Genomic DNA, 18,096 nt, shown 5'->3' on the forward strand with positions numbered 1-18,096 from the left:
GATGACACAAGGCTACTTTCTCGACACCAGCGTCCTCTTCAAGCGCTATATCATCGAAACAGGTTCCGAGGCCGTCAACCGGTTGTTTGATTCTGAGAAAGAACCCCTCCTCTTCATCTCTACAGTTACTCTTCCGGAAGTGATCTCCAATCTGCGCCGGCTGGTTGACGTGGACGAAGTGCTTACAGAAGAGGAATTTATGGCTCTGAAAGCCACGTTCCTGGGTGATATCGGGGACGGACTCCTGGAACTTGTCGAACTGACCCCGGACATCCTCTTGCACAGCCTGGAGATACTTTCCCGGCAATATGTCACGCCGCTGGACGCCATTCAGCTCGCTTCCGCCCTGTCCCTGCCCGAAAAACCGGTTTTTGTTTGCGCTGACCAAAAACTGTCGCGCCTGGCCGGGGAATACGGGCTGCCCGTTCTCGAACCCGCGCACTGAAAATAACTTAATAACGGTGCGCCGGGAGGTAGAAAACAGCTTCTTTCCTTCTATTAAAAATCCCAAAAAGGTATTGCCAACCAAAACCACCTGATATAAACTGATACCAGGTGGTGTTTTTATGAAGCTTTACACAGTCAGCGAATTTGCCGAAAAACTTGGTGTCAGCGTAACCACCCTCCGCACCTGGGATAAAGAAGGCAAACTGGTCGCTCTCCGTACACCAACTAACAAACGAAGGTATACCGAGGAAATGTTCTACCGGGCGCTGGGCATAAAGGGCCGCCAGGAACCGGAGAAAATCATCTTATACGCTCGGGCGTCCTCAGCCGGCCAGAAGCCGGACCTGGAAAACCAGCTGAAGTACTTGAAAGACTTCGCTGCCGGGAAAGGACTGACCGTGGACGAAATACTTACGGATGTGGGTTCCGCCCTCAATTACAAGCGCAAGAATTTCCTGAAGCTGTGCGGCCTGGTTACCCGGGGAGAAGTCAAAACCGTTATCGTTGCTCATAAGGACCGCCTGGTACGATTCGGCTTCGAATTCTTTGAAGACCTGTTTGCCAAATTCGGTTGCGAAATCCTGGTCGTCAACAAAGCCGAAGACATGTCCCCGGCGCAGGAGTTAACTGAAGATTTAATCAGCATCGTCCAGCACTTTGCGGCTAAACTTTACGGTCAGAGGACATACAGGGCCAGAAAATTAACTAAAACAGTAAGGGAGGCGCTCTCCGGTGCAGCAGACGGTAAAACAAAAGAGCCTGCCGCTGAACAAAAAGAAATGGTCTGAAATTGCCAAAACGGCCGAAGCTTGCGCTTCCCAGAAGGACGCCTTCCTGGTTAAATACGGGCACGTAAAATACCTGCATTACCTTGGCGAAAAGCGCAGGCTCCGGGACGAATTGGTCTCCGCCGGTTTCGCTAGCCCCTTCGGCCTGCAGGCCCGGCAGTGGAAGCTGGTCTTAGACGACGCCCTTTTCACCCTGGGGAGGCAGTGGGAAGCCGCTGTTGTCGGGGTCAAAGAACGCCTTTACCGCCATGAAGGGTTGACCGACGAAGAAAAGCACTACGCCTTCTGGCTGCTGTACAAGCATGAAAAGTACGGCCGCGACTGGAAGCGCCTTCAGGCCATCTTCACCGGTGAAGACGTAATCAACGAAGAGATAAAGCTGGACGCGAAAGGCTGCGCCAAAGTGAGAAAGTACTTAAAGCGCACCTTCCGGCGTGTCCTGGGCAGAAAGCCCCGGGTCAAGAAAGCCCGCGGCTTCGTGGTAGACCAGCAGATGTACCGGGTGTTTGCTGCAGGCAACCGGCAGTACATTGCTGTAGCTACTCTCACTCCCGGCGAGAGGGTGATCATCCCGCTGGCCGGCGTGCACGCCATGGAGGGCAACCTGCGGGTGGTCCTGATTCCTGAGGAAAACTGCGTGGAAATCCACCTGACCAGGGAGCCGCGGACTTACCCGCCCGGCGAAGGGGAAGCGGGCATCGACCTGGGCGTGACTGAAGTTTTCACCGACGATACGGGTAGAAAATACCGGCCCGAATACGGCGAGGCCCTGCAGGAAATGTCCGACCACATCCTGGACAAGAGCAAAAAGCGCCAAAAGCTCTGGGTGCTGCGCCGAAAATTCCTCGAACAGGACCCAGGCAAGGCCCGGCGCATCTTGAAACACAACCTGGGTCTTATTAAGCAAGCCAAAAGGAACAAAAAATACCGAACCAGGTGCGAAAACGAAATCAACCGGGCCTTCAACGAATTCTACAGAGAACGCAGACCAAAAATCATTGCCTACGAAGACCTTGCCCACCTGCGCGGCAAGGCCAAAAGCAAGGGCCTCTCCCGCAAGGTGGGCAACTGGCAGCGCAGCATCATTAAAGAAAGGTTGGGATACAGAAACTATATCTACTCTGTCGTCGACCCCGGCCCGCAAAACGCGGCCTATTCCAGTCAGACGTGCCCAATGTGCGGCTGGTTGGACACAAAGAATCGCAGTGGGGATAATTTCAAGTGCCGAAAGTGCGGTTTTGATGCTGATGTCGACCACGTGGCGGCCATGAACCTGAAAAGGAGGCTGCGCGACGCAGAGATAAGCCGGTATACGCCACATGAGAAAGTAAAAGGGGTTTTGCTCCGGCGTTATTATCAGAAACAGCAAGCCAATTAACCTTTCATTTTCCCGGGATGTTCCTGGGAAAGGGCAGCGACTGGCCCGGTCGGGAGAAAGCCCTGGCGGAACGTGCACCGGCTGGCAGTGGTGCATGTGAAGCGGGCTTTAACAATGAGGTTCCTTTCGAGGGACTGAGCACTGTCGGGTAGCCAGGTCTGAAATGTTTGGTTCAAGCGGCATTTTGGCCGGCCAAAACCGTCCCTGCCCTTCCGGTGGGAGCCTTTGGGCACCCTGCTCTTCGGAGAGGGAGGCCTTTAGACGTTAACACCACCCCGCCGTTTGGAAACCTGAACTGGGGTATGCCGTAATGGGTACTTTGGTGAGGGCACACTGTTTCGGGTGGGACTCCAGACGCTCAGCTTCGCTTTCCCGTCAGCCGGAAAGCCGGGTTCAAAGCCAGCCTCTCGGAGAGCGTGAACTGCTTTGCTGTCACTTTTATCACTACCTGATAGAAGTTGATAACAAAAATGAAACAGAACCGCCGGCTGATGAAAGACCACCTTGGCGCTCCAGCCGATCCAAATTCAACCGCAGGGCTTTATTCCATACAAAGCGGGCGTGTCCGGCCATGGTAGCGAAGGCCCGTTGCAGTTCTGGCGTGGTTTTTAGTTTGAACTTGTATCCCCGGATGACGCGCATGCAGTTTCCTGCCCTTGTTGGTTTCTAACCATATTGTGCCACAAACCAATGTTTCTGGCAAACAGCCGCTTTCATCCCGCCCCCTGAAGGAGGCAGGCCTTCCCGCGGCGGTTTGTAATTATGTTCCCGGTGACATCTTCAATCTCTATTTGAGATCGCTTCGCCGGCGGCAGGAATAGTTTCCTCAAGTGGCAGGGTTTTTCTATTTTCATCCCCGGACCGGTTCCAGCGGGTTGGCGACTTTCAGGGCGGGAAAGTATCTTTGCAGAATTCCCTCATCCGCCGTAAGGAGCAGGTTCGCCCGGTGCAGGGCGTGGGCCCCGATCAGGAAGTCAGACAAAATATGCCGGGGAAAACCTTGAATCCTGCCGCATTGCGGACAGCTTACACTGATTTCCATGCCGCAGGCGCTGCAATAATAAAGCGAGCCGCTTTGCCGCCGCCTTTGGAGATAGCGGGCAAAAGCTTCTGCTGCTGCAGCCCACACCGCCGGTGTTAGTTCCCAATCAACCGCGATCCGGTTGTCTTTAAGGAACGAATTGAGCTTTTGCTCGCTAATCAATACCCGCAGCTCCGCCCAGACCGCCGGGCAAATAACCAGGCGTCCTCGCCGGTCGTGCTCTATCAGCACCTCCGCAACCAGTTGCGCTTGATTCGCGGGTTTTCCCCGGAGAAGGACGCTCAGCAGGTTAGTGTCAACCGCCGTTTGCATAAGGCTACTCTTCCGCCGTATCGGCCGGACGACCCCGAAGCTCCCGCAGGAAGGCTACGGGGTCATCCACGTCCGCCAGTTCTTCGGCGCAATAACCGATATACCGCTTGAGGGGAAGGGGCGGTTTATGCGGCAGGAGCTGGAACCCACCCTCTGTCGCCCGCAACTCCAACTCCCGGCACTCGCTGTCGGCACCCAGCATCCGGCGCACCTCGACGGGTATGGTGGCCTGGCCTTTGGGATTCAGCTTCAAAATCCACCTGGTTTTGGTCGCTCCGCTAAACTCCTTTTCCTCCGACCTTTTCTTTGATTTTGTCGTTCGCACCGATCACGCCTTCATTTCTGTACAATTAAGACGTACTCATTGGTACGCTTCATTAAGTACTATTTTAACTTTCCGCTTCTCTTGATTCAATGGGAAGCAGGCAAGCGTACTCATTACTATCGGGATCAACCGGATGCGGGTTCGTTCAGCGCCTCGGCCAGTGTGCCCAAAGCCCGCCAGGCAGAAGGAGTTATCTCGACCATTTGTCTATTCGCTTGTTTCATCACATCCACAAATGGCCTGATGCCCCCCCCCGAGGAGACTTTACAAAATACGACAAAAAATCCGGCAGGCGGAGTCACCCGCCTGCCGGGGAACAATAGCCGGAATCTGATTTGAAGCGCCGTTACAGCTTGCCTGTGGCCGCCAGCATGCGCTTGAGCATCACGATGGCTTCCGCCCGGGTGGCGTTCTCCTGCGGGGCGAACGTATTTCCGGTGCGACCGCCGACGATGCCCTGATCGGCCGCGACCGCCGCTACGTTCCGGGCCCAGGGACTGATCTTGGCGGCGTCGCTGAACCGCGCCAGGATGGCTTCCACCTCGGCGGCGCTAAGCTTGACGTCCTTGCCCTGGTAGGCCAGTCCGCGCGTCACCATCGCCGCCAGCTCCTGGCGGGTGATGTTCGCGTTCGGCTTAAAGCTGCCGTCCGGGTAGCCGCCCACCAGGCCGGCCGCCGCCGCGGTTTCCACCGCGCCCGCGTACCAGGCTTTGGCCGCCACATCCGTGAACCTGCCGCCCTTAGCCGCCTGCTCGGTGATGCCGAGGGTGCGGATCAGCAGGGCCGCAAACTGCGCCCGAGTGACGTTCGCGTTCGGCCGGAAGGTGCCGTCCGGGTAGCCGCCCGCAATGCCCTTGCCCGCCATCAGGTTGATGTCGTGTTCCGCCCAGTGCCCGCTGATGTCCGTGAACTGCGGCGGGGTGAACACGCGGACCATCACGGTGTACAGACTGAGGGAGTCGCGCGGCGCCGAAACGGTCTTGTTCCGCTTGTCGACCGTGGAACCGGGCACGGCATCCCATCTCTTGGCGGTCTCGTTGTACCGGAACAGGCTGAGGTCGTCCTCGCGCGCGCCCGCCAGTTTCGCCGGGTCGTACGGCAGGGTCAGCGTGATCGGCTTGTCGAAGTTCCGGATCGCGCCCTTGCGCTCTCCGGCCGCGTACGCCTCAATGCTGAAGCGGTAGACCTCGCCGGCGATGCGGTAAGCCGCGGCCGCCGGTACGGGGGACTCGCCCTTGGTGACGCTCAGGTTGAGCGTGACGTTCTGACCCTTGAAGGCGCTGAGATCAAGCGCGCCCGGCGGGATCGCCAGCTTGGCGCCGCCGATCTCCACCACGGCAGACCGGTTGCCCTCCAGCACCCTGGCCAGGAGGTCGGCCGAAACGGCGACGGTGCCTTGGGTGGCAAGGTTGGTCGGGATGCTGAACACGACCGCCTTCACGGCCGGATCGGCCAGCATTTTCTCGACCTTGGCCGCGTCGACGGTCAGAGTGCCCAAGCCGTCCTTGACCTCGACGGTGCCGGTGGCCACTTCATGCTTCACCGGCGCCGGAGCCGGAGCAGGACCGGGGCCGGGAGCGGGTCTAGGTGGCGGTGCCTCGATGGTGAGAGCAATGGATTTGGGCTGTTTACCGGATTCGTAAACCACAAGCGAGACTTCGAGAGGCAGTAAGCCGGTGAAGCTGTACGCCCAGGCGTAAACAAACTGATAGCCCGCACCGTAGACCTCGCTGTAGACCTCGGAATAGGTTGCGTCGGAGGCGTAAACCGTCTTGAGCACCCTCTGCCCATCGCGGATCACAAACCAGATGTTGCTGAAGTCGTCCTGGGTCAACGGCGTAATCCGAATGGTCAGGGTGACTTTCGTTCTATCCTGGTCGGTCCTAAGGATGGCTCTCTCCGTTTGGAATCGACCGTCTTTGTCCAGAACCGTGATTTGGCGTGTCTGTTCTCCTGACTGGGCAGCCGCCGGAGTAAAGCTTCCAAGGGTAAGAGTCACCAGAAACGCGAGGAACACCACCAGGGCGATGTTGCCCATCAGTGTCCGGTTCGCATATAATTTGCCCATTACCTTTTCACCTCCTTCCCTGGCAGGATAGGAAGTGTGGGCACAATACCCCACTTAGAGCAGATTATACCATAGTCCGTCAACTGAGCATACCCATTCTGTACAATTAATTAATTACTTAAGCAGTGGGAAACGCCATGGAACCCGTAGCGCCCGCCGGATGCCGTACTTCTCGTGGTACTCGTAGGGCAGCGCGTAGAGATAGGCGGCCGCGGGCATCAAAGGATTTCCGATGACCAAGCTGCAGGGCCAAACCCGTGCCGCCGGCAAGGTAGAATTCCTCGGCCAGAGGGGATCCCGCAAAGCCGGCCAGGGCTCGCCAACCGTTGTTATCTAGTACCTCTCGGAACTCTTTCACTGTACATCTCTCCGCTATGTTGCGTTCACCTATATTTTACCACAAACCTGGCTGCTGGATTTTTTATATAAGGGAAAGAAGCTGTTTTTGGTCTCCGGGCTCAGGGCCGGCTGTCACTTTCCCCGTAAAGCCACAGGTAGGCGAGATAGGAATTCCTCACCTTGGTGATGTACTCCCGGGTTTCCGCGAAAGTGACGGCCGTGGGGAAGCCGTGCGGGTCCTGCCCCAGGGGCGACCTGCTCCAGCGCCCGGCGTTGCCCGGGCCGGCGTTGTACGCGGCCAGCGCCCGGTCGAGGTCGCCCCTGAACGACTTCAGCATGGACGCCAGGTAAAAAGCCCCGAAGCGGATGTTGGTCTCCGGGTCGAACAGGTCGTCCACTTCGAAGGCCACTCCCTTCTGCCGGGCGATGTATTCCCCCGTACCGGGCATGATCTGCATCAGCCCCCGCGCCCCCGCCCGGGAGACGGCCCCGGGCCGAAAATGGCTTTCCTCCCGCATCACGGCCCACAGGAGGCGGGGATCGAGCCCATAGTCGGCCGCGGCCTTTAAGACCGGTTCCGCGAACGGCCGCGGATAGGCCACCCGGTAAGCCCGGGCACAGGGGTGTTCCCCGAGCACCTCTATCCCCAGCCCGACCCCGGCGAAGTAGTGACCCTCCTCCAGGTACCATTCTCCCAGGGCCAGCTTCTCCGGAAGGGAAGCCAGCCGGACTCCGATCCGGAGCTCCAGTTGGGCGAGTTCCCCCCGGCCGGACTGCCGGTAGGCTTCAGCCCTCTTCAAGAAGGCTGGGATGGCCGCCCCCAGCGCCGCCTCCTCCACCCAGCGGGGCTCCTTCCCCAGGCGGTCCATCCAGGCCGGATGGGTGGTGAGGTAGGTCAGGAAGTCTTCCGCTAGCGGGTCTCCTTTCCTGGACAGGAGAACGTAGGCCCGGAAGGCAGCGTCGTCCTGCAAGCGCCCCGGCTCGCGGCCCAGGGCCACGTAAAGGGGAAGGGCCTTATCAGGGCGGCCCAACTGTTCCCAGAGCCGCGCTCCCCGCCACCGGCCGTCGGCCTCCGGGGCCGAGCTGAAGGCGATGGCCGCCTCTGGCAGCCGCCCCCACTGCTCCAGGATGACCCCCCGGCGGTAGCTGCCCTTTGCCCCCAGGCGACCGTACACCACGAAGGCGGCTTCCCTCCGGCCGGCGACTTCCAGACAGCGGGCGTACCACCACCCCATCTCCAGATCGGCCGGGTTTTCCCGCCAGTACCTTTCCAGGCGGGGCAGGGCCTCCCCGTACCGCTGCATCCCCACCAGGGCCCTAAGGTAGGGCCGCTCCAACCGGGGGCCCTCGGGGCCCTCCAGCAGCGGCTCCAGGACCCGGGCCGCCTCGGTCCAGAGCTCTCTTTTCAGCAGTTCCTCGGCCAGGGCCGGGAGATCCTGCTCAAGGCGCAAAAGCGCCTGCAGGGCCTTTTCGTCCGGCAGGAGCAAGAGGTAGTGTTCCCGCGCCTCCGCTTGGCGTCCTGCCTCTTCCAGCCAGGAAGCCAATTCCCGGCGCACCGGCGCCGAGTCGTGCAGGGAAAGGGCCCGGTGATAGAAGGCCCAGGGGTCTTGGCCTGCCTCCCGGTAGCGGCGAGCCAGTTCGAGGTTGGCCAGATACCCCACGGCATCTGCCCGGCGGGAAAGCTCGAAAAGCCCCGCCTCACTCTCCCGGGGGGATTTTTCCAGCAGCTTCTCCAGCAGAAGCACGTGGTGCAGCTCCTCCGACACGCTGGCGAGAAACTCCCTCTGGGCAGGCGCCCCCGGCTTCGTCTCTCGCGGGGACGGCGGCCCCAGGGCGATCCCCCCGGCGGCGAAGCCAAGGGCGGCCACGAGCATACCCCCGACCAGTACCAGAAAGAAGGTTCTTCGTGCATACCTGCCCGTACGTCTCATTGCTTTTCCTCGCAGGGGAGGATCCCCCCTTGCTCTATCCTGGTCAAGTCTCTTCCCGCATCCTCTTCGCGAAGCAGGTGAGGTTTCCTGTCAAGTCATGCGCAGGAATTTGGCCGGCCCTGCCGAAGTCCCTATCGGTCTTGGAAGATATTTTGACCGGACCTGGCCTGCATGGCATAATGAAGCTAGTTTACTTACGGGGGGCCTTATGCACAATGTCCGGGAAGCCCGCAGCCATCCTGGCCTATGAAGAACAGTTAGCCAAAAACGTGGCGCTCCAGATCAGGGCCGGCCAACCCCGGCCTCTCTGGCAGTATTTCGTACCCTTTAAGTTCTTGTTTGAGATTTTCGCCGCCAAACGGGAAATGAGTTGGTTTTCCAAAGACTTTCTGTTTGTCAGGAAACTGGCCCTGGACGCGGCCCGGGATATCGTCGAGGGGCAGGACCGACAGGAGAGCTTGGCCGAAGTAGGCGCGGCGATCAAGGATTGGCTCTCTTCCCACGCCCTCTATTCGGAAGAGCTCCACCAAAAACAAGCGGCCTTGGCCGATTTGCTCTGCACCCACTACTCCCGCCTGCTACTGGCGGAGGGCAAGGACCACACCTTCCTGGTCAGAAACGCTTATGGGTCCCGGGCGGAATACGAGTCTTTCCTGCGCCGACTCGCCGCCGCGGAAAGCGAAATCGACCGGGTGATTGTAGCCATGAGGGGTCAATCGGCCGGGCTGCAGGCGCAAATGTCGGCCAAGCAAAGAGCGGTTACTACCCTAAGGGCCAAAGACACCGGCGGTTTTTTCCCGCAGTAAGGTGGGTGGAAAAGTGGCATCCTTGGACGCAAAATACGATGCGATCCTGGCCCGAGAACAACAGTTCGCCCTGACCGTGGCCAGGAAAGTTGTGGACAAACCGGAGTTATCGGTCTGGATGTTTTTGATCCCGATCGTATTCATCTACTACATCCACCGCTACCAGAAGTTCCAGGCCGGTGTGAAACTATTCAGTAAGGAGTTCGTGTTTACGAAAAAGGCGGCGCTCGATGCGGCCTTCCAGATAACTAGGAACGGTGTATCCAAAGACGAAGCGCTGGCAACCTGTTGCCCCGACGAGGAAGCAGGCTCTGCTGCAGACGAAGCGCTGGCAACCTGTTGCTCCGATACCGCGCTGGTGAAGGAGATCCGCCGGAAGCAATTCAAGGAGGTCGCTTTCCTCGTTGATCATTATGTCAGGCTGCTCACGGCCGACGGCGACAGTTATCAGTCGCTGGTGAAGAAAGCCTATACCCGCGCCGGCTACCGCCAATTCCTCAAGCAGCTCCAGCAGGTGGAAAAGGAAGTAAACCAGGCCGCAAAGCACGCCTTTAAAGAAACCGAGGGTTTCTTGGAATTCATGTCGAAGATGGAGGTAGCTACCGAGCTTCTGAGACAGGAAGAAACAAAGAAGCTCTTTAACGGGTCAAACCTTTAATTTAAGGAGGAACATCGCTCGCTCAATCGAGAATTGGCACTTTGACAAATCTTTAAATAGGCGGGTTTTTAGTTTCTATGTGCCTGATCCGGTTCAGCAGATAGGCAACATAAAACCCGGCGATCAAGGCCATCAGGCCGGCCGCAAGGTTCAGTCCGGCAAGATTCAAAACGGCCGCTATTTCCAACCCGAGCTGATAAAGAGAGGCCAGCACCAGCCCCAGAATAAAGTAAAAGGTCGGCGTCGGATAGTTTTTCAACAGCAGATTGATGATTCGGGCGAAAATAATGATCCCCGGAAGGGCACCGGCAGCGAAAAAGGCCAGAGGCACCAGGACCATTTCATTTACAAAATACAAGATGTTTTGGTATTCTCCTAAACTGATCAGCAGGGCGGATCCGGAAAATCCCGGTGCAACCATTGAACCGGCAGCTAAAAAACCGCAAAAGAGCAGCCAGAGACCGTATGGCCAGTTGATGCCCGCTACCGTGAAAGCCGCCGGCGCTCCGGAACCGGTTTCCGGGAATTGGGTGATTTCCGCCCGGTCGCCGATCAGGGCGAAAAGGATCAGCAAAAACAAGCCAGCAAGCAGGGTGGCCAGGCGTTTGGCGGTTAATTTCATGTCGGGGTGGATTTTCAGGAAAAAAGGAAGAAAGCCGATGATCAGCCCGGCAAAGAACAAATAAGTTGGTTGGGCCAGTAAAGGTGTAGCCAGGAGGACGTGAAACATTCTGGCAAAAGTCAGAATTCCGAGCGCTGCGCCCACTAAAACAAGTAATAGAAAAACAAGATCTTTTCTTCTCCTGGTACTGTTGAAGACCAGGCCGCCGAGGGCGGCGACCAGCCTTTCGTAGATTCCCAGAACAAAGGCCAACGTCCCCCCGGAGACGCCGGGAACCAGGGCGGCGATGCCGATGAGCATTCCTTTGAAGACGATGAGTAACATCCGCGCTTACACGGTCAATTCATATTCCTTCATTACTTCCTCCTCATATGCAGCCCCACCCGCCAACTGAGCGGGCACAAAGTCCACCGGCACTCGGGTTCTTTATAATCACCGGCTTGCCACTTTTTGTCTCCGGATCTATGAGTGTGCCGTTTAATACCTCTCTCATCCGAATCCCCCGCTTACTCAAGTATGTAGTATTTAATTTTATTTTTTTTGAAACACGCGCTTAAACCAGTTATTCCGGACATCCAATTCTCGGGGTGTGCCGGATTCCACCGGCTGCCCCTCCAGGATGCGCCGGGGGTTTTCGTGCAGCAGAAGGCTCATTACCTCATTGCCCACGAATATGGTGAGCCTGTCTTGTATCTCCCTCAAGGCCGCCAGGCGCGCGCCGGGGCCGTGCAGGTCCGAGGCCACGAAATGCACCCAGTGTTGCCGGACAAACAGCTCGGCGGCCGCTCGCACGTCCCGCCCGAACAGGCCGACCAAGCTGGCCGCCGTAATCTGCACCAGGACGCCCTGCTCCACCAGTTGGTACAACCTTTCCGGGCGCGCCGCCAGTTCCCGGTTGCGCTCCGGGTGCGCCAGCACGGGCGTCACCCCGCGCACCAACAACTCAAAAAGCACCCGGTCCGCATACGCAGGAACCCCTACCATGGGCAGTTCCACGAGCACGTGTTTCCCGCGGTCATTCAGGGTCAGCAGTTCCCCCCGGTCCAGCTTTTCCGGAAGCTCTGGCTCTAGGTAGTATTCCGCGCCGGGGAAAACGCGCACCGCCAGTCCCGCCGCATCCAGTACCGCCTGCAGCCGGGCGACCCGCTCCAGAATAAGCCTGCGGCCGTTGCTAAACACCCCCGGGATGACGTGCGGCGTGGCCACAATCGCGCCGATCCCGATGGCCAGAGCCTGTCGTGCCGCGGCGACGGCCTCGGCCTCATTCACGGCGCCGTCGTCCACCCCGGGCAGAATATGGGCGTGCAGATCGATCATGGCTGAACCCCCTGTTTTTTTTCATTATACCGTACCGCGCTCTCAAACGGCTGTGACGGCGGTACTTTTTGGGCATTTTCGTGTATAATGTTTTCATTACTGGTTTCTGGGAGGGGTCACGTGTGGAGTTGGTGGACGCGCTCCGGACCCGCCGGAGCATCAGGAAGTACAGGGAAGACCAGATTCCGGACCAGACGCTCCGGGAACTCCTGGAGCTGGCCACCTGGGCGCCGAGCGGAATGAACAGCCAGCCCTGGGTGTTCGCCGTGGTGCAGGACCGGGAATACATGCGCCGGCTTTCCGACGAGGCCAAGGCCCTCATGCTCGCGAGGCTCAAGGACTTTCCCAAGCTGGAACGTTACCGCCGGATTATGACCAACCCGGACTTCAACATCTTTTACAACGCGCCGACCCTGGTTCTGATCTACGGCGACACCGGCGTGCTGACCTACAAGTACGACTGCAGCATGGCCGCCTTGAATCTTATGCTCGCCGCCTGGGACCGGGGCATAGGCAGTTGCTGGATCGGCTTCGCCACCGCGACCTGCGACTCGCCCGCCGTCAAGGATAAGCTCGCCGTGCCGGCGGACCACCAGGCGGTGGCCCCGGTCATTCTGGGCTACCCGCAAACCGTCCCGTCCTGGGGCAAAAGAAACGCACCCCGCATCGTCAGCTGGCTGAAGCCGAAAACCCTCGGGAGCGACCATCCGTGATTGCCAGGGAGTCCCCTTTTCGCGGCGGCTTCGCCCTGCAGGCTCTGGGCCTTTTGCTCATGCTCATTTCCCAGGGCCCGCTCTGGTGCGCCTCCGGCTACACACTGATCAACACCGGCGTGTTCCTCACCGGCTGGCTCCTGCCGCCCGGGCTCCGCACGCTCCGCCTCCCCGTCCTCGCTCTGACCGTCCTCGGCGGCGCCCTCCAGCTGACCGCCGTGACCTGGGTGCTCCTTACCGGAGAGATCACCAACATCAAGTACCTGATCCCCGCCGGCTTGACCCTGGTGTTCACGGGAGCCTGCACCATCGCCGCCGGCCTCGCCCGTCACCACCGCCTGCCGGAAGCCCGGTGGCTCCCGCCGGTACTGGCGCTCCTGATCATCTCCATCCTGGTTCTCTACACCACCGGCGCTGGCGCGCCCGCCCGCGTCCTGCTCGCCGCGGCCCTCGCCGTCCAGCTCTCCCTCACCGTGCGGGTCTACCGGACCCCATACGCGGTCCCACCACCCGATTCCTAATGGGGTCAGTCCTGACCCCGCCGAATAGCGGCGATTCTTGCCCACTGGGCGGCCGGCGCACTTGCCGGCCTGGCCTCCTGTGCATTACAATACCGGTAACTCGGCACACTGCTGTCAATAACCAGGAGGGACGAATCCGTGGACACTGTGGCAGAATAGTGGCAGAGCGTGACATCGGCAGAAAGACACCGGGATACGGGGGTGGCGGTTTTGCGAGGAGGGGGGACTTGCGCGGTCTGCGGCACAAAAGAGCGAAATGTGGCGCCGGCGCTGGCGGTGTGTGCGGACTGCATCCGCGACCGTCCAGCGCAGGCGGAGGCTCATATTCACCGGGCGCGAACCCGATCCCGGGTACAGCTTGGTCTGCCGGCACAACCGCCGCGCGACCCAACGGGTCCGGTGTGCCGGCTCTGTGTCAACGAGTGCCGCCCCGGGCCCGGTCAGCTGGGTTACTGCGGACTCCGCGTCAACCGGGACGGGAAGCTGGTCCACCTGGCCGGCACAGCCCGGGAGGGAGTGGTCAGTTGGTACTATGATCCGTTGCCCACCAACTGTGTGGCCGACTGGGTCTGCGCCGGCGGCACGGGAGCCGGGTATCCGAAATTCGCCCACCGGCGCGGCCCGGAGTACGGCTGGTACAACCTGGCCGTGTTCCTGGGGGCCTGCTCCTACGACTGCCTGTTCTGCCAGAACCGGAGTTTTCAGCAAATGGCTGTTCGCGCCGCCCCCCGCGCCGGCGCCCGCGACCTGGCGGCGGCCGTCCGCCCGGACACCGCCTGCATCTGTTACTTCGGCGGCGACCCCACCCCGCAACTGCCCTACACCATCGCCGTGTCGGAAATGGTGCGTGCCGCCCACCCGCAGCGCATTCTGCGCATTTGCTGGGAAACAAACGGCTCTATGCACCCCGGCCTCCTCGAGCGCATCGCGCGCACCGCCGTGGAAACGGGCGGTTGCGTGAAGTTCGACTTAAAAGCCTGGGACCGGCACCTGCACCTGGCTTTGACCGGGGTGAGCAACGAACGCACCCTGGCCAACTTCGAGCGCGCCGCCGCCCACATCCCCCGCCGACCGGACCCGCCGCCGCTGGTCGCTGGCACCCTGCTGGTGCCGGGATACGTGGACCGGCGGGAGGTGGCCGCCTTGGCGCGGTTTATCGCGCAACTGGATCCCAACCTGCCGTACACGCTGCTGGCCTTTCATCCCTGCCACCTAATGCGCGATCTGCCGACCACCGCGCGCTTGCAGGCGGAGGACTGCCGCCAAGCCGCCCTCGACGCCGGGCTGACCAGGGTCCGTCTCGGCAATGTACCCCTGCTCTCTTAAAGCCGGGCCGTTCCCAGATAGACAAGAATCTCGCGGATGAAAGGTATCCGGATAAATCTTTAGCCACAGTTCGCTCCAACCAGCGATTCGCTGCCAGCCTGATGTGCCGGGCCGGTGGCGAAGCCCTTCAGTCTTTATCCTCAACCTAAGCGCACCCACATACCACGATTAACGGGTTCACTGAGTATTTACGATATTCCTTTTTGCGGCAGAGAATTGTTCTTTGAAGTCTATTTCTAATTTTGAGATCAGTTCATCAGGTTTTTCGCTGTCCTTCGGAAAGGTGGCCGTCCCTATTACCATGATTAGGGTGTTTCGTTCTTCCTCGGGAATGAGTTCGCAATAGATCTTTTCCAGCTTCTTTTTGACGGCAAGGATACCTTCGCTGTCAGTAAAGGGGAGAATCAAGAAGTATTCGCTGGGGGAAAGGTTTATTATGCTGTCCGTCTCTCTCATTATGCCCCGCAGTTTTTCCGGATACTTACTCTTTAGGTCGATGATCCGATGGTAGCTGCTTTCCTTGTAGAGGGCGTGGAAGGTTTCGGTGGTAAAAATACCGGCCAGGAGCAGGCTCAGCGGATACTTCGCCCTCTGGGCCCGCTTGACTTCAACCTTGACCTGGTCGTAATACTCTATCACCGACGCTCGCTCCTTGAGTCTGTATTCCGACAAAAGGATAGCGTCTACCTTTTCCCTCAGTTTCTCCAGGTTTACCGGTTTGGCTATGATACCCTTAGCGCCTGTCTTGAGGGCAAGAGCGGCCGAACTGCTGTCAATTCGCGCGCTGACAAGAAGAAAGGGGATTTCTTTGCCGCCGGAAACCTCCCGGTATTGATGCAGGACTTCGAGCCCGTTGCCATCGGGAAGATAGAGGTCAATGATGATTAGCAAAAGGTTATCCACGCCAAAAGTACTGAGATAGCGGGACAGTTCCCGGGTCGAAGTGATCTCCTCAATTTCCAGGGAATACTTGCTGTTGATAAAATTCTTCAAGTAAGCCCTGAAAAGAGGCGAGTCATCGACCAGTAGGATTTTCCCATTTGTTGACATGATAGTCCCCACCTTATTCAAACCGACCCCCAGGACGGAATTTACGTCGCTTTTTCCAGCGCCTCTTCCAGGAAATCCATCAGCAGGGCCTGTTCGGATTGGTTAAGCTCGGCTAGGTTGTCTTGGAACCTGTCCAGGTGGCTGGCGATCTGGGAAAGCAGCGGGAACTGAGTGGCTGTTTTCAGCATGCTGCCCATGGCGGCGCCGGCAAACATAGCCAAGCTCGTTTCGGCCTTCGCCGCGCCCAGCACCACACTCTTGGCCAGCTCGAGCTTCTTCGCGCTCAGGGTTTGCAGTTGCGCGATAAAGAGGGCGATTATGTACGCACTGAAAATCAAAGGACGTTCCAGACCGGGCAGTTCCGCCATCAACTGTTGCACGAACTCCCTGGGATTGTTCTTTTTTTGCTCTGCACACAGGGACAACAACCGTTGTTTGACTTGTCGCCACTCCTTGTCCGGAGCTTTCTCTTCCAGGGCTTTTTCCGTCAACACCGCATCAGCCAGGCGGGTAGGCGCGAACAGCACCATCGCCCGCCCGGGGAACTTTTTTGCCTGGTTCACTTCATACTGCCTAGCCAAAAAGCCTTCCTTTTCCAACGTCTTCAGCATCTCATAAGCACTCCACTTGCTGACTCCCAACAGTTCGGCCATCCGCGTGTAGTGCACCGGCAGGTTAGTAGTTTCGTAAAGCTGTTTAACCTTCTGCAGGAAGTCTATTCGCCGCCGGGTAATGCGCATTAAAGTTCCTCCCATTTAACCGTAACGTTCCCAGCCGTGCATGGTTCGGAGCTTGAGTCGCATCTGGTCGCGCATCAAGGTTGGACCTGGCCGGTCTGTCCCTGGCAACAGTACGGTGTCCGCGGCCCATGTTACGTATTCGACACCAAAGCCAAAAAATCATACCTGATCGATGAAATGTTTTGAGAAAATCTTGTACAAACTGTCAATCAAGAGCTGTCATATTTTGGACGGGATGCCGCGTCAACGAGTGCCGCCCCGGGCCCGCTCAGCTTTGTTGCGTTCAGGATCCGGTCTTCACGGCTTGCCGAGACCGTACCTCCGCAACTGCCGCCGCCCAAGCCGCCGCCCGCCGGTCGAGATGTTCTCCCACTTTCTCTTTCAGCACGTCGCCGGCACCGTCGTGGGTGGGCTTGGCCCCGCTTTCCGTCATTATTTCTCGGAGGGCTGAAGGTACATCGATAATGGGACACGGCCGCAGGTGGTCCCCGCAGAAAGGCTGCCTTTTTTGGAAGGCGGTAAACAAAGGCGAGCGCAAGACCTCCTCCAGACTGTGATGGTAAATATCGTGAGTGGAAAAGTGAACAAAGGCGCACGGCTGCACCGCGCCGCTGGCGGTAACATGGAAGTACCGCCTCCCACCGGCGATACACCCCTGGGTCAGTTCTCCGTCGTTCCAGAAGTCGGCCAGCATGATGGGCTTGTTCCTGCGGACGGCGGGCACGCGCGTGGCCATGTAGGCTCGCTGCTCCGGTGTCAGCATCAGGTCCGGATTGGGGTTACGGCCGATGGGGATGTAGTGGAAGATCCAGCCGTACCGGGCTCCCTTCTCCACCAGGAAGTCCACAAAGCCGTCGGAGGTAATCTCTTCCACGTTTTCCCGGGTGGCGGTAAGGGAAACGCCGAATACTGCTCCCCGTTCCCGCAACCGGTCCATGGCGGCGACTACCTTTTTGAACACCCCCGGCCCCCGCCGGCGGTCGGTCCTTTCCTCCCAACCCTCCAGGCTGAATGCCGGGGATAGGTTGCCCACCTCCACAATCCGGTCTGCTACCCGATCATCGATCCTGGTGCCGTTGGTATACAACATGAAGGCCATGTCGCTGTGTTTGGCGGCCAAGTCGAACAGGCGCGGGTACAAGAAGGGCTCCCCGCCGGACATCACGATCCAGTAGATGCCCAGTTCCTTGGCCTCACTGCAGAGGCTGTCCAGCCGTTCATACTCCAGTTCGTCATGCATGGCGTAGGCGCCGGCCCAGCAGCCTTCGCACCGCAGGTTGCAGGCGCTGGTCGGGTCCACCAGGATAAGGTAAGGCACGTTGAACCCCTTTTTCTCCGACAGGCGGCGCTGCAAGGGGATGCCCAGCAGGGTAGAGTTGATAAACCAGTTATAAAGCAGCCGGTGCCGTACGTTGGGATGGGTATCTTTCAATAACCCTTCCGCCAGCCGGCGCATAGCCTGGTTGGAGGCGATGGCGTTTTCCACCACGGCCACGTTCCGCCGGTGTTCTTCCCGCCGGGCTAAAAGCTTGCCGAGGCCCAGCAACCGCTCCATGTGCGTAACCGGATCCTTGCTCAGGTAACTCAACAGTTCCTGCAGTGCCTTCTCGCTTACGTAACGCTTGGCAAATTCCAGGTTACACTCCCACTTTTTCATCTTTTTCATCACGGTGATCCCCCCATTAATAATTTGAGACTAGGCAGCCAGCATCT

19 protein-coding genes are annotated in these 18,096 nt (G+C 58.9%); 8 read left to right on the forward strand and 11 right to left on the reverse strand.

Annotation, left to right across the window (positions count from 1 at the left end; all coding sequences use genetic code 11):
* The first annotated feature begins 1 nt into the window (after position 1).
* From DAUD_RS08645 to DAUD_RS08655, 3 genes are all read left to right on the forward strand, one after another.
* Entirely contained in the window at positions 2-445 is a 444-nt protein-coding gene (locus DAUD_RS08645; protein ID WP_012302789.1) for a type II toxin-antitoxin system VapC family toxin, read from the forward strand.
* A gap of 121 nt (positions 446-566) precedes the next feature.
* On the forward strand, positions 567-1,235 hold the full coding sequence (locus DAUD_RS08650; protein WP_012302790.1) for an IS607 family transposase: 669 nt from the start codon (positions 567-569) through the stop codon (positions 1,233-1,235).
* Complete coding sequence (locus DAUD_RS08655; protein ID WP_041570908.1) at positions 1,180-2,613, forward strand: zinc ribbon domain-containing protein; 1,434 nt, start codon at positions 1,180-1,182, stop codon at positions 2,611-2,613. The genes DAUD_RS08650 and DAUD_RS08655 overlap by 56 nt, the downstream gene beginning before the upstream one ends.
* Before the next feature lie 444 nt (positions 2,614-3,057).
* Here DAUD_RS08655 and DAUD_RS12120 read toward each other — a convergent pair whose 3' ends face one another.
* The 6 genes from DAUD_RS12120 to DAUD_RS12550 all read right to left on the reverse strand — a co-directional run bounded on the left by DAUD_RS12120 (position 3,058) and on the right by DAUD_RS12550 (position 8,630).
* Complete coding sequence (locus DAUD_RS12120; RefSeq protein WP_083756642.1) at positions 3,058-3,255, reverse strand: helix-turn-helix domain-containing protein; 198 nt, start codon at positions 3,253-3,255, stop codon at positions 3,058-3,060.
* A 208-nt stretch (positions 3,256-3,463) separates the two neighbouring features.
* Complete coding sequence (locus DAUD_RS11650; protein WP_012302791.1) at positions 3,464-3,967, reverse strand: type II toxin-antitoxin system VapC family toxin; 504 nt, start codon at positions 3,965-3,967, stop codon at positions 3,464-3,466.
* Positions 3,968-3,971: 4 nt separating this feature from the next.
* Positions 3,972-4,220 (reverse strand): hypothetical protein, encoded by a 249-nt coding sequence (locus DAUD_RS08665; RefSeq protein ID WP_012302792.1) that lies wholly within the window; start codon positions 4,218-4,220, stop codon positions 3,972-3,974.
* 418 nt (positions 4,221-4,638) lie between these two features.
* Complete coding sequence (locus tag DAUD_RS11655) at positions 4,639-6,360, reverse strand: S-layer homology domain-containing protein (protein ID WP_012302793.1); 1,722 nt, start codon at positions 6,358-6,360, stop codon at positions 4,639-4,641.
* A 114-nt stretch (positions 6,361-6,474) separates the two neighbouring features.
* Entirely contained in the window at positions 6,475-6,630 is a 156-nt protein-coding gene (locus DAUD_RS13255) for a hypothetical protein (protein ID WP_200858746.1), read from the reverse strand.
* A gap of 188 nt (positions 6,631-6,818) precedes the next feature.
* Complete coding sequence (locus DAUD_RS12550) at positions 6,819-8,630, reverse strand: transglycosylase SLT domain-containing protein (protein ID WP_012302794.1); 1,812 nt, start codon at positions 8,628-8,630, stop codon at positions 6,819-6,821.
* Positions 8,631-8,845: 215 nt separating this feature from the next.
* Here DAUD_RS12550 and DAUD_RS08680 point away from each other — a divergent pair, with 215 nt between their 5' ends.
* Both DAUD_RS08680 and DAUD_RS08685 read left to right on the forward strand, forming a co-directional pair.
* Entirely contained in the window at positions 8,846-9,436 is a 591-nt protein-coding gene (locus DAUD_RS08680; RefSeq protein ID WP_041570909.1) for an NF038143 family protein, read from the forward strand.
* A gap of 13 nt (positions 9,437-9,449) precedes the next feature.
* A complete protein-coding gene (locus tag DAUD_RS08685; RefSeq protein WP_012302796.1) occupies positions 9,450-10,094 on the forward strand; it encodes an NF038143 family protein in 645 nt (214 codons plus the stop codon).
* Positions 10,095-10,146: 52 nt separating this feature from the next.
* Here DAUD_RS08685 and DAUD_RS11665 read toward each other — a convergent pair whose 3' ends face one another.
* Both DAUD_RS11665 and DAUD_RS08695 read right to left on the reverse strand, forming a co-directional pair.
* Positions 10,147-11,040, reverse strand: a complete 894-nt coding sequence (locus tag DAUD_RS11665) for a DUF368 domain-containing protein (RefSeq protein ID WP_012302797.1) — start codon at positions 11,038-11,040, stop codon at positions 10,147-10,149.
* A 207-nt stretch (positions 11,041-11,247) separates the two neighbouring features.
* Positions 11,248-12,033 (reverse strand): tyrosine-protein phosphatase, encoded by a 786-nt coding sequence (locus tag DAUD_RS08695; protein WP_012302798.1) that lies wholly within the window; start codon positions 12,031-12,033, stop codon positions 11,248-11,250.
* 122 nt (positions 12,034-12,155) lie between these two features.
* Here DAUD_RS08695 and DAUD_RS08700 point away from each other — a divergent pair, with 122 nt between their 5' ends.
* From DAUD_RS08700 to DAUD_RS08710, 3 genes are all read left to right on the forward strand, one after another.
* Positions 12,156-12,746: a nitroreductase family protein gene (locus DAUD_RS08700; protein ID WP_012302799.1), complete on the forward strand. Its 591-nt coding sequence runs from the start codon at positions 12,156-12,158 to the stop codon at positions 12,744-12,746.
* On the forward strand, positions 12,743-13,267 hold the full coding sequence (locus tag DAUD_RS08705; RefSeq protein WP_012302800.1) for a hypothetical protein: 525 nt from the start codon (positions 12,743-12,745) through the stop codon (positions 13,265-13,267). Before DAUD_RS08700 ends, DAUD_RS08705 begins: the two co-directional genes overlap by 4 nt.
* A 201-nt stretch (positions 13,268-13,468) precedes the next feature.
* Positions 13,469-14,593, forward strand: a complete 1,125-nt coding sequence (locus DAUD_RS08710; RefSeq protein ID WP_408609611.1) for a radical SAM protein — start codon at positions 13,469-13,471, stop codon at positions 14,591-14,593.
* A gap of 177 nt (positions 14,594-14,770) precedes the next feature.
* Here the strand turns inward: DAUD_RS08710 and DAUD_RS08715 are convergent, their stop codons facing one another.
* The 3 genes from DAUD_RS08715 to DAUD_RS08725 all read right to left on the reverse strand — a co-directional run bounded on the left by DAUD_RS08715 (position 14,771) and on the right by DAUD_RS08725 (position 18,049).
* On the reverse strand, positions 14,771-15,655 hold the full coding sequence (locus DAUD_RS08715; RefSeq protein WP_242647921.1) for a response regulator: 885 nt from the start codon (positions 15,653-15,655) through the stop codon (positions 14,771-14,773).
* A gap of 29 nt (positions 15,656-15,684) precedes the next feature.
* The gene (locus tag DAUD_RS08720; RefSeq protein ID WP_012302803.1) at positions 15,685-16,383 is read right to left on the reverse strand and encodes a LexA family transcriptional regulator; all 699 of its coding nucleotides are present in this window, start codon (positions 16,381-16,383) and stop codon (positions 15,685-15,687) included.
* A 283-nt stretch (positions 16,384-16,666) separates the two neighbouring features.
* Positions 16,667-18,049 carry a radical SAM/SPASM domain-containing protein gene (locus tag DAUD_RS08725; RefSeq protein ID WP_012302804.1) on the reverse strand — a complete coding sequence of 461 codons (1,383 nt, stop codon included), beginning with the start codon at positions 18,047-18,049 and terminating at the stop codon, positions 16,667-16,669.
* Between the last annotated feature and the right edge of the window lie 47 nt (positions 18,050-18,096).

Source organism: Candidatus Desulforudis audaxviator MP104C (assembly GCF_000018425.1).
Taxonomy (GTDB): domain Bacteria; phylum Bacillota; class Desulfotomaculia; order Desulfotomaculales; family Desulforudaceae; genus Desulforudis; species Desulforudis audaxviator.